The sequence below is a fragment of the Enterococcus raffinosus genome (genome assembly GCF_001886185.1).
Lineage (GTDB): Bacteria > Bacillota > Bacilli > Lactobacillales > Enterococcaceae > Enterococcus_A > Enterococcus_A raffinosus.
The window spans coordinates 26,046-37,252 of sequence record NZ_JXLA01000015.1 but is presented as its reverse complement, the minus strand read 5'-3'; the positions used below and the strand labels follow the sequence as shown (position 1 = coordinate 37,252).

The window sequence follows — 11,207 nt, the reverse complement described above, 5'->3', positions numbered from 1 at the left end:
ATCGGAATTGATGCCGATCCTTTGGAAGTGAAAAGATGAATAATATTTATGAAAATAATTCTTCGATTGAAGAATTCGTGTTATCTAATCAAGACGATTTCGGTACTTCTGACTTTTTTGGCAGGAGAACAAAAAGGGTCATCGATATTTTTGTAAGTATTGTGGGTTTAGCGATCCTTTTGATACCACTAGCCTTTACGGCACTGTTGATTAAGCTGGAAGATCCTAAAGGTCCGATCTTTTTTACCCAAACACGGGTCGGATTGAACGGCAAGCCATTTGTTATCTATAAATTTCGAACGATGTATGTCGGTGCCGAGAAGCAGCTTGCTGATTTAATGGCGAAAAATGAGATTGAAGGACCAATGTTCAAAATGAAGCGTGATCCGAGAATCACTCGAGTGGGTGGCTTTTTGCGAAAGTTCAGTATCGATGAATTTCCTCAGCTAGTAAATGTATTAAAAGGAGAAATGTCGATCGTAGGACCTCGACCAGCTCTGCCTCGAGAGGTGGAGCAATATTCCGCTTACCATTGTTTACGTTTGCGAGTAAAGCCTGGTTGTACAGGGCTTTGGCAGGTCAGTGGTCGTAATAAGCTTCATTTTGAAGAAATGATTCAGTTGGATCTGCGCTATTTAAATAGAGGAAGCTTCCTTTTAGATGTTCAAATCATGCTTAAAACCTTACTGGTGATCGTTACTCACTACGGTGCTTATTAAACCAGTACATAAACTATTGGAGGCAACTGACCATTATGGATGAAAAATTCAATTTTTCCTTTTTGTTTCGAACCATTAAGGAAAAATTACCTATCATTATCTTTTGTAGTATCGGCGGGTTGTTGATTGGCGGGTATATTTCCTTTTTCTGGATTACCCCTCAATACAGCTCCCAGACCCAGATGATTGCTACGACCAAGTCGACAGAAGAAAACTTGTCCAACGAGATTACCGCTAACCTGCAGTTAGTGAAGACCTATAAGGAATTAGTGTTGAGCGATCTTGTGTTAGGGCGAGTACAGGAAAAGCTGAAGAGTGAAGAGAATCAAAGCCTCTCCGTTAGCGATCTGCGAGAGGCCATCACTTTAGAGCAGCAGCAAGACTCGCTTTTTTTTTCCATTCGAGCCGTGAGTGATCGGCCAAGATTGGCGGCTTATATAGCGAACACAACTTCACAGGTGTTTCAGGAGGCTTTGGCAGAAAGTCAGATCCCTGGTGAAATCTCGATTACCTCAGGTGCGACCGCCAGCAGAAACCCAATCTCTCCCAATCATAAATTGAACCTGATGCTGAGCTTCTTTGTCGGCGGTTTGGCAGGCTTTCTCTTTATTCTGCTGCGGGCGAGCTTTGATCAGACGATTAAATCAGAGCAGGCGATTTACGAGATTTTTGGCACCAATACTTTAGGGATCATTCCCCATACCACCAATGTGGACATGAAGATGTCTGCGAAAGACAAGGATCTTCTGAAAAAGAATTTGTCGGAGGATTCTCTTAGTGTGTCGAGAAGACAAAGAAAACGAGTCTAAAGTTTAGGAGCGGGCGTATTCATGAAAGTAAGAGAAACACGGTTAATTTCGATTGAAAATAGATTTTCACCAATCACCGAGCAATACCGAAATGTACGAACCAGTATTCAATTTGCCGCCTCTGCAGGCGACCCCTTAAAGCTGCTTTTAGTGACCTCCACGGAGCAGGAAGAAGGAAAAACCACCTTAGCCGCCAATCTAGCTGTTGTGATGTCAGAGACCAACAAGAAGGTTTTATTGATTGATGGCGATTTGCGGAGAGCTACTGCCGGAAAATATTTTAATATGCGTTCTAGCCAAGCCGTGGGTTTGAGCACCTTGTTAAACAACGGAAGGAGTTCACTGAACGAAGCAATTCAACGGACTCAGGTGAAAAATTTAGATTTTCTGCCTGCAGGGCCGATTCCGCCCAACCCATCGGAGCTGCTGAACTCCCTTCGATTGAATGAGCTTTTTAGCGAGTTAGAGGATCAGTACGATGCCATTATTGTGGATTCACCACCGTTATTGGTAGTGACGGACGCGCAGATTTTTTCCTCTAAAGTCGATGGGGTGATCTTAGTTGTTCGGGAGAATCGTACGAAACGAAACAATTTGATAAAGTGTAAAACCTTACTCGAACGATCGAAGGCACGGCTGATCGGCGTTGTTTATAACGGAGCAAAATCCATGGGGGCTGGAAATTATAAATACTACAAGTATTAGAGGGGGTGATGGATGAATAGGCGGCGTTTCAACGAAGATCAGGAGAAAAGAAAGGGGAAAAAATAGTGAAGAAAAAGAAATTATTAACCATTGGTGCAAGCAGTTTAATGTTACTGAATACGGGGTTAATGCCTGTCGTATCTTTAGCTGAAGAAAAAACAGCAGATACAGAAGAGGTAGCACCAGAACAAACAGATAAGCTGACAACAGACAGCTTGCCTGAGGCGGCTCCAGAACAAACTCAGGAGTCAGTCCAAGAAACACCAGAAGCAACAACGCCTTCTGCGACAACAGAAGAATCTGAAGCAGGTACAGAAGAATCGACTGTTGATAGTGAACAACAGGCAGATTCTGGCAGCCTTATCCAACCGATGGATATTGGATTAATCGCATGGGGAAAGATTGGTCTAAAAACTTCTACAAACAAAGAGCTAGTGATCAATAACCAAAAAACAGAAGGAATTTTGACGGTTGATTTGAACATTACTCAACTTGCAAATCTGGGAATCGCGGACAAAACCTTCTATCAAATCAAATTACCAAACGAATTCAAACCATTATTAGAAGATCCGCGCTTTATTAATTATTTATCAGGTGAAATGAAGGCCTACAATCTGGGTATTCCGATCAAATCCTATACCTACAAATCAACAGATATCAAGGTAGACCCAGAAAGCTGCTCATTGATTATTCAAAATCCTAAAGTTACGACAATTGTTGGGCTTTTACCACATGTATTTTGTTCGGTAAATATTGACCTTGGTGGTTTTGTGACGGATACAGAAATTCGTGTACCAAACTCGTTAGACGGAAAATATCATTTCGATACTGCGTTGACGCAAGACACCAACATCATTGACTGGACTGTCGGTGGCGGAAAAGAATCTAGCGGCTACTTGGAATACAGACAGCTTGACCCAGCCTATGGAACAGAAAAACCTGTTCTAACAGCTGAAAACCGCAAGATTATTTTAGGTGATGATTTCACTGGTTCATTTGCTATGAAGGGTGTATCAGCGATCGACAAAGAAGACGGTGATATTACTAAAAATGTTGTGATTACTGACAATCAAGTAAGAAGTAATGTACCAGGTGTTTACCCTGTGACCTATAAAATTACGGACAGTCATGGATTGACAGCTACAAAAACAATTGAAGTTACCGTTGGTGAAAATTCACTACCCGTTATCAACGCTGAAAACAAAGTCATCGAAAAAGGCGAACCATTCAATCCATTAGAAGGTGTTACCGCTCACGATGAAGAAGACGGCGACTTGACTTCAAAAATCATTATTAAATCAAATACCGTCAATACCAATGTCGTTGGTAAATACTTTATCACGTATTCAGTAGAAGACAGCCACAAAGGGGTTGCGACAAAAGACATTGAAGTAGAAGTAAAAGCTAGCGTACACGGAATCACACCGAGCGACTACACTGTTGGAGAAGGTATGATTACTGGTACGTATGAAGGAAATGTTTCTTACCTTGAATTCTATGTAGACGATCATTTGGTTTCAAGCGGCGGTACATTAAAAGATGGCAAGTTCACGTATGAAGTAAGCAACGGCTTGATCAAGAAAAATTCGAAGGTCGTTCTAGTTGCTTATGACAAGGATAAAAAGAAATTAGATGAAAAAACAGTCAAAGTATTGTCTAATTACAGCGGAACAATTTCAGCGTACGATTATACAATCGGCGATGAATACATCCGCGGAACGTATACCGGCGATGTGAAGAAGGCGAAAGTTATCGTAAACGGAAAAGTTCTTTCCTTAGGCGGCACCTTCAAAGACGGCGAATTCAGCTACTGGGTTGGCCAAAACGCGATTAAAGCGGGCGACAGTGTATTGATCAACGGCTATGACGTTGACGGCGATGTGCTAAGCCAAAACAACAAAGTGACGATCCTTGCTGCACCAGAAGCAAAAGGAACCATCACACCAAACAAATTCACTGTCGGTGCGGTTGAAATTACCGGAACTTACACAGGCGACGTGAAGAAGGCGAAATTGTACGTCAATGACAAATTGATCTCACAAGGCGGCACATTCAAGAATGGTACCTTCACTTACTATGTGGGTCAAAATGTCATTTCAAAAAGTTCAAATGTTCGTTTAGTTGCTTTTTCTGCTGAGGATAAGGAATTAGACAGCAAAGTCGTACAAGTAGAGTCTACTACTTCAGGCACTCTTTTAGCTGATGCTTATACAGTTGGCGATGAATACATTACTGGTACGTACAGTGGCGATGTGAAGAAAGCGAAAGTCATCGTAAACGGAACAGTGTTGTCTCTAGGCGGTACCTTCAGTAACGGACGCTTCACTTACTGGGTTGGCAAAAACGCCATCAAAGCAGGCGACAGCGTGTTTATCAATGGCTATGACCAAAACAACGTCGTATTGACACAAAACAATCGTGTAACTGTGAAGCAAGCACCTGCACAAAAAGGGACCATCACACCAAACACCTATACGGTTGGAAATGGTGAAATTACCGGAACTTACACAGGCGATGTGAAGAAAGCGCGTCTATCAGTAAACGGCAATGTCATTTCTTGGGGCGGCACCTTTAAAAATGGTACCTTCACTTATTATGTCGGCAGCAGCATTAAAGAAGGCGATGTTGTTACATTAAATGCTTATGGAGAAAATGATGTCCTGTTACAAGAAAACGTGAAGGTTTCCTTCACTAGCTCCTCTTACACAGGCAGCATCTCACCAAATGCTTACACAGTTGGCGCAGTTGAAATCACTGGGATTTATGTCGGCGATGTGAAGCAAGCACGTCTTTATGTAAATGGCGGATTGGTATCCATTGGCGGAACCTTCAAAAATGGTAGCTTCAGCTATTATGTCGGCAATGCGATCAAAAAGGGCGACAGTGTTTACTTGGTTGCTTATGATCCAGATGGCAAGGAATTAGATAGAAAAACAGTTCAAGTGAACTAGCGAACGGAGATTTTGGATGAAAAAATTATTATTAAGTATTGTTGCGGTTTGTTTTCTCTTAACGGGATGCGAATCTGCGAATAATAAGCAAGTAGATAACAGCGGAGAAAGCACTGCTCCAGTTGCTAAAGTAGCAGTAAAAGATGGATTGAACGAACCTTTCACAGCGGATGGGATTGAAATGAAAATTACTGACGTGACCAGCAGTGAGTCTGTGGACCAAGCCAAAAAGCCGAAGCAGCTGATCACCTTTACGGTAGAGTACAAAAATATTGGTACCGACGATAAAGGTATGGGAGCGATCGATTTTCGACTGGTGACCGATAAAAAGGATAAAGCCTACAGCGTCACTGAGGAAATGGAGGCATTTGGCGGTGTCTTGAAGCCAGATGAAACCGCTAAGGGCAAGTTGTATTATCTGATCGGGCAAGGAGAAAAGGCGAAGCAGCTACAATATGCTCCAGCAGGTAAAGCCCTTAAAACATGGAATCTAAAATAATTGATTTTTTCATTGTCCGATATTTCGCAAAGAGCAATGGATCTTTTATTGATTAGATCCTTAATCCGCTAAGTTTTGTATGAAAGTGAAGGATCTTGAAGGAGGAACGCTTCTCCTTCAAGATTCTTTGTTATAGCAGAAGAATACGCATAAAAAGGAGATACATATGCCGATGAAAGTATTGTCAATTTTTGGCACCAGACCAGAGGCGATCAAGATGGCCCCCGTAGTGAAGACACTGGAAAAGGACCCGCGCTTTCAATCAAAAGTAGTCGTTACAGGTCAGCACCGCGATATGCTAGATCAAGTATTGGATTTTTTTCAGATCACACCGGACGCAGATCTGAATATTATGAAGGAAAAGCAAAGCTTAAGTGAGATAACGACACAGATCATTGAACAGCTTTCGCCGATACTGACAGCGGAAGCACCAGATATTGTTCTCGTTCATGGCGATACGACCACGACCTTTGCGGCGGCATTGTCCGCTTACTACCAGCAGATACCTATCGGCCATGTAGAGGCGGGCTTGCGTACTTGGGATAAGTATTCCCCTTTTCCAGAAGAAATGAATCGCCAATTGGTTGATACTTTATCGGATCTTTGCTTTGCTCCGACCAAGGAAAGTTCTGAAAATCTACAGAAGGAAAATCATCCGCAGGAGCAGATTTTTGTTACAGGAAATACTGCGATCGATGCGATGAAGTATACGCTGAAGGAAGACTATTCCCACCCCGCTTTGACAGCTCCTGATAAAACTCGATTGTTAGTAACGATGCACCGTCGAGAGAATATCGGAGCGCCGATGACGAGTGTTTTTCAAGCCTTGGCACAGCTGGCGAAGGAAAAAGAAGAGCTAGAGATCATTTTCCCAATGCATAAAAATCCTGTGGTTCGTCAATTAGCCGAAAAAGAGCTAGGGACACTAACGAACATTCAGCTGATCGAACCGTTGAACCTATTTGATTTTCATAATTTCGCTCAGCGCTGTGATCTGATTCTGACCGATTCTGGTGGCGTGCAGGAAGAGGCGCCGTCCCTTGGCATTCCTGTGTTGGTCCTGCGTGAAACGACGGAGCGACCAGAAGGAATAAAAGCAGGGACCTTAAAGCTCGTGGGCACAGATCGAGAAACGGTCTATCAGGAAACCCTGAAGCTGCTCGAAGACAAGCAAGCTTATCAAAAAATGGCTCAGGCAGTGAATCCTTACGGTGACGGCCAGGCCAGCGAACGAATCGCTGACATCCTGGCGCAGAACTTATAGGACGATCAAGTAATGGAGGAAGCAAATGGGGAAAAAGAAAAAGCGCAATACTCAGCAGCGTAAGCAGAAGCTGAAGAAAATCCTGATTACGTTAGTGAGTATCCTGCTCTTCCTAGTCCTGCTGCTGACGGCTGTCGGCGCAAAGATTCTGTATGATGTGAAAGAAACCACCGATGAAGCCTATAAAGCCGTAGCGAGAACGCTGGCTTTAGATCCGGTTGATTTGAAGAAGCAGGAGCCCTTTAGCGTATTGCTCTTAGGGGTCGATACAGGCTCTTTGGGCCGAACAGAGCAGGGACGTTCAGATACGATCATGGTAGCGACAGTCAATCCGGCTACTAAGAAAACCGTTCTAGTCAGCATTCCACGAGATACCTATGGCGAGATTGTCGGACATGATACGATGGATAAAATCAATCATGCGTATGCCTTTGGCGGGACAGCCATGACAATCGCCACCATCGAAAAATTAATGGCTATTCCCATCGATTATTATGTGACGATCAATATGAAGGGCATCGAATCGCTGGTGGATGCTGTGGGAGAAATCGAGGTCTCTAATCCCTTCGCCTTTACCTATGAGGAAACCGAATTTCCAAAAGGACCACAGTTTTTAGATGGTAGCAAGGCATTAAAGTATTCCCGTATGCGCTACGATGATCCGGAAGGGGATTACGGACGGCAGGCCAGACAACGGCAGGTGATCACAGGAATCATGAAGCAGGCAGTCAGTATCAAGGGACTAAGCAGCTATCAGGAAATTCTAGCCAGCCTAGACAGCAATATCCAAACAGACCTCTCCTTCAAAAATCTAGAGCTGCTGGCAAGAAACTATCGTGGTGCCTTCCGCACGATTCAATCTGAACAAGCAAAGGGAGAAGGCTTCATGCAGGACGGTGTATCCTATCAACGAATTTCACCTGATGAATTAGCCAGAGTTCAGGGACTTTTGAAGGAGCAGTTGAAGAAATAAGTTTTAGTTAAAAGAAGCTGCAAAAAGGCAGAGACCGATTCGTTCAGTCTCTGCCTTTTTTACAGCTTCAATCGCTTAAATGGCCGTGGAGTTACTCGTTATATCTTCAGACTTAGGTAATAGTTCATCCGGAAGGTCATCTAGCAGATCTTCGACATTTGGAATCGTGAAGTTCTCTGGCTTTTCTTCACTCCATGTTTTCCCGCCGTCAGTGGAGTAGAGGGTCTTCCCGTCTTCTGATTGTTTAGTGATGAGGGATTTCACCTTGTCTTCAAAGCCTTCAGGTGCTTCCTCGGACCAGGTCTTTCCACCATCTGTGGAATACTGGATTTTCCCATCATTAACCTTCATTGAAACACCCCCTTCGACCGGAACGGTAATGCCTTTATCAAGCCAATCCTCAATTTCTTCTAATGGATCGGACCAAGTCTTCCCTCCATCTTCAGAATACTTCCATTGATTGCTGTTCGGATCAAACGTTGAGACATTTTTCTCATCCTCACTTTTCCAAGTCAATTTGCCATCCTTATCGATTTCCACGCCTGCTGGCTTTTCTTCTGTCCAGGTCTTTCCGTCATCAGAGGAGAAGGTCCATTTATTGTCTTTGCGCTTCATGATCGTCCCATTGATGGAATTGTCACTAAATGGAAAGTTGACGATGTCTTCAGTCGAGGAGCGGCTGATGCTTTCTGACCTAGAATTTTTGTAACGCAGACGCCCATCTTCATCTTCGTAGAGGCCTTCTGGCGGAGTGGTAGACCATGACACGCCTTCATCGGAAGAGAATTCCCATTTGCCATTGTTCCGACGAATTTTCACATCATCCAGTTTTGTTTTTTGTTTTCTCTTGTTTGTGAAGGAAACGTCCGTTTGGTTATAGGCGGTTGCCTCAGCAACGGCTTTCCCAATGTTGTAGGACATAAGTGAAAGACCAATTAAAATAGTGAGACCGAATACTCTGACCGTAAAAGGCAGGTTTCTTAAAATAGCGGACCAGGAGGCCGGTTGCTTCGGATGATCGTTCATTGACTTCTTGTTATTCATAATATCTACCTCATTTCATTTTTCTGAGTTTAGTGTAGGGGATGAAGCTATAATGAAGCTGTAATCGCAAGAGAAAAATTATTTTTTATTAGGTAAGATTTTTTTGATGAGGGGAAGTTTTATTTTTTACTAAAAAAACAATCGTTACAGGTGTTATTTTTAGTATTCAAGCTTCATTAGAGCTTCATCTTATATAATGAGGGAGACGCTGAGTGGTAAGGAGGACAGTAAATGAGAGTTTTACTTGTAGAAGATGAGTCGATGCTTGCAGAAGCGACGGCACAAATTTTAAGAAAACAAGGCTACTTAGTTGATCTAGCCGATGACGGAGAGTATGGGGGCGATTGCTTACGCTCAGGGGTGTATGATCTAGCGATTCTTGACATTATGCTTCCGAAAAAGGATGGATTGACAATGTTAAAAGAAGCAAGAGAGGAGGGCATTGATATTCCCATACTCATGCTGACTGCAAAGGGCGAGCTGGAGGATCGTGTTGATGGTTTGAATAGTGGAGCGGATGACTATTTGTGCAAGCCGTTTCAGTATCAGGAATTGATCGCAAGACTAAAAGCCTTAGGACGAAGAAAAGGAGAATTCAAGATCGATGGAATTCTCACTTTTGGTGATTTTGAACTAAATCCCTATAATTTGAGTTTGAAAACGCACACCGAAGCGCTTCGCTTAACGAAAAAGGAAGCAAATATTTTAGAAATTTTAGTGACCAATTATCCGAGATTGTTTTCAAAAGATCAGATCATCGAGAAGGTGTGGGGCTATGATTCAGAGGCTGAGTACAATCATGTGGAAATGCATGTCTCTCTTTTAAGGAAGAAATTAAGACAGGTTAACAGTAGGACACAGATTAAGGTGGTACGGAATCTAGGCTATTGCCTAGAATTTTCAAATGGTGACATCAATGATTAATCAATTTAAGAAACGTCTGATCCTGATGACGACAGGATTTGTAGCGATCATTTTGATCGCAGCCTTCACAACAATTTTTATCACGACCTACTTGAAGCAGCAGTCCGATAATCTGGATAAATTGAATCAGGCGGAGCAGCTGCGAATCACCGGCGGCAAAGTGACCTTTGATGAGAAACCTGCCGACACCATGGAGATAAATCGGATTGTCACTGGTGCAGGGGTTTATTTCAACATGCTGGTGGATGAAAACGGCAAGCCGATCATGATTGATTCTGCCTTAGAGCTGTCAAAAAAACAGTATAAAAAAGCAGCTAAATACGCATGGAAGAATCAAGAAGGCGGTACTCTAAAAATGAATGGTCGAGAATGGCAATACATGGTTGCACCGGCTATCGCAGATTTTGACTATGAGGACGCGGACAAGAATATCAGCAAAAATGATGCGACCTACCTGATGCGTTTTTTAGATATAACAGACTCGAAAAAGAGCTTGGCTTCTCTTTCAATGACCTTAGTGGTTGTAGGAGTGGGCTTACTGCTCTTCTTTTTCCTGATCATCATTTATTTCACGAATCGTGCCATTGCTCCGATGGAGGAAGCTTGGCGAAAGCAAAAACAGTTTATCGCAGATGCCTCCCATGAATTGAAGACGCCGTTAAGTATTATTTCCACCAATGTTGGTGTTCTCTATTCTAGTCAGGAAGACACGATACAGGAACAATTAAACTGGCTGGACAATATTTCGCGGGGAACAGAGCGGATGAATGGACTAGTGAACAAAATGCTGACGATTGCGAAAACGGACAATCTTTTTGAGCAAATGACCTTCACGAAATTTTCTATTGACGAGCTGTTAAGGGATACATTATCGAATTACGAGACGATCTTTGCGGCGAAATCAATTACGGTCAATCAAAAGCTGACCAAAGTAGTCGTAAAATCCGATGCAGCTCTGCTACAGCAGCTTTTCGATATTTTCATCGAGAATGCTGGGAAATACACCGATGAAAAGGGAACCTTTGATGTATTGATGGAATCAAAAGCGAAGGAAATCAAAATAACCTTTACTAATACTGGGGCTGGGATCACTGAGGAGGATCTTCCCAAGCTTTTTGATCGCTTTTATCGGACCAACGAGGTTCGTCAAAAGCACACAGGTAGCTATGGGTTAGGCCTTTCTATTGCGCGAAGTATCGTAGAGCAATTAGATGGTTCGATCAAGGTGGAGAGTACCCTAAATGAGACAACGAAGTTCACTCTTCGACTTCCCCTTAAAAAGGAAGGACACAACGGCAGCAGAAAAATTGGGTAAGGAG

Annotated in this window: 10 protein-coding genes; 9 read left to right on the top strand and 1 reads right to left on the bottom strand. The window is 43.0% G+C overall.

Translation table 11 applies throughout. From position 1 onward, the window contains the following. The first annotated feature begins 35 nt into the window (after window positions 1-35). The 7 genes from RV13_RS09765 to RV13_RS09735 all read left to right on the top strand — a co-directional run bounded on the left by RV13_RS09765 (window position 36) and on the right by RV13_RS09735 (window position 7,920). Window positions 36-719 carry a sugar transferase gene (locus RV13_RS09765; RefSeq protein WP_028020241.1) on the top strand — a complete coding sequence of 228 codons (684 nt, stop codon included), beginning with the start codon at window positions 36-38 and terminating at the stop codon, window positions 717-719. 35 nt (window positions 720-754) lie between these two features. Next, window positions 755-1,528, top strand: a complete 774-nt coding sequence (locus tag RV13_RS09760) for a YveK family protein (RefSeq protein WP_028020242.1) — start codon at window positions 755-757, stop codon at window positions 1,526-1,528. A gap of 21 nt (window positions 1,529-1,549) precedes the next feature. After that, window positions 1,550-2,233, top strand: a complete 684-nt coding sequence (locus tag RV13_RS09755) for a CpsD/CapB family tyrosine-protein kinase (protein WP_060789209.1) — start codon at window positions 1,550-1,552, stop codon at window positions 2,231-2,233. Between the two features lie 65 nt (window positions 2,234-2,298). Further along, entirely contained in the window at window positions 2,299-5,184 is a 2,886-nt protein-coding gene (locus tag RV13_RS09750) for an immunoglobulin-like domain-containing protein (protein WP_060789208.1), read from the top strand. A gap of 16 nt (window positions 5,185-5,200) precedes the next feature. Next, on the top strand, window positions 5,201-5,683 hold the full coding sequence (locus RV13_RS09745; protein ID WP_028020245.1) for a DUF4352 domain-containing protein: 483 nt from the start codon (window positions 5,201-5,203) through the stop codon (window positions 5,681-5,683). 166 nt (window positions 5,684-5,849) lie between these two features. Continuing rightward, on the top strand, window positions 5,850-6,947 hold the full coding sequence (wecB, locus tag RV13_RS09740) for a non-hydrolyzing UDP-N-acetylglucosamine 2-epimerase (protein WP_028020246.1): 1,098 nt from the start codon (window positions 5,850-5,852) through the stop codon (window positions 6,945-6,947). Window positions 6,948-6,972: 25 nt separating this feature from the next. After that, window positions 6,973-7,920: an LCP family glycopolymer transferase gene (locus RV13_RS09735; protein WP_028020247.1), complete on the top strand. Its 948-nt coding sequence runs from the start codon at window positions 6,973-6,975 to the stop codon at window positions 7,918-7,920. A 75-nt stretch (window positions 7,921-7,995) separates the two neighbouring features. Here RV13_RS09735 and RV13_RS09730 read toward each other — a convergent pair whose 3' ends face one another. Next, window positions 7,996-8,964: a sialidase family protein gene (locus tag RV13_RS09730; RefSeq protein ID WP_028020248.1), complete on the bottom strand. Its 969-nt coding sequence runs from the start codon at window positions 8,962-8,964 to the stop codon at window positions 7,996-7,998. Between the two features lie 231 nt (window positions 8,965-9,195). Here RV13_RS09730 and RV13_RS09725 point away from each other — a divergent pair, with 231 nt between their 5' ends. Both RV13_RS09725 and RV13_RS09720 read left to right on the top strand, forming a co-directional pair. Next, window positions 9,196-9,888: a response regulator transcription factor gene (locus RV13_RS09725; protein WP_060789207.1), complete on the top strand. Its 693-nt coding sequence runs from the start codon at window positions 9,196-9,198 to the stop codon at window positions 9,886-9,888. Next, window positions 9,881-11,203, top strand: coding sequence for a sensor histidine kinase (locus RV13_RS09720; protein ID WP_028020250.1), 1,323 nt, complete (start codon window positions 9,881-9,883; stop codon window positions 11,201-11,203). Before RV13_RS09725 ends, RV13_RS09720 begins: the two co-directional genes overlap by 8 nt. Window positions 11,204-11,207: the final 4 nt, after the last annotated feature.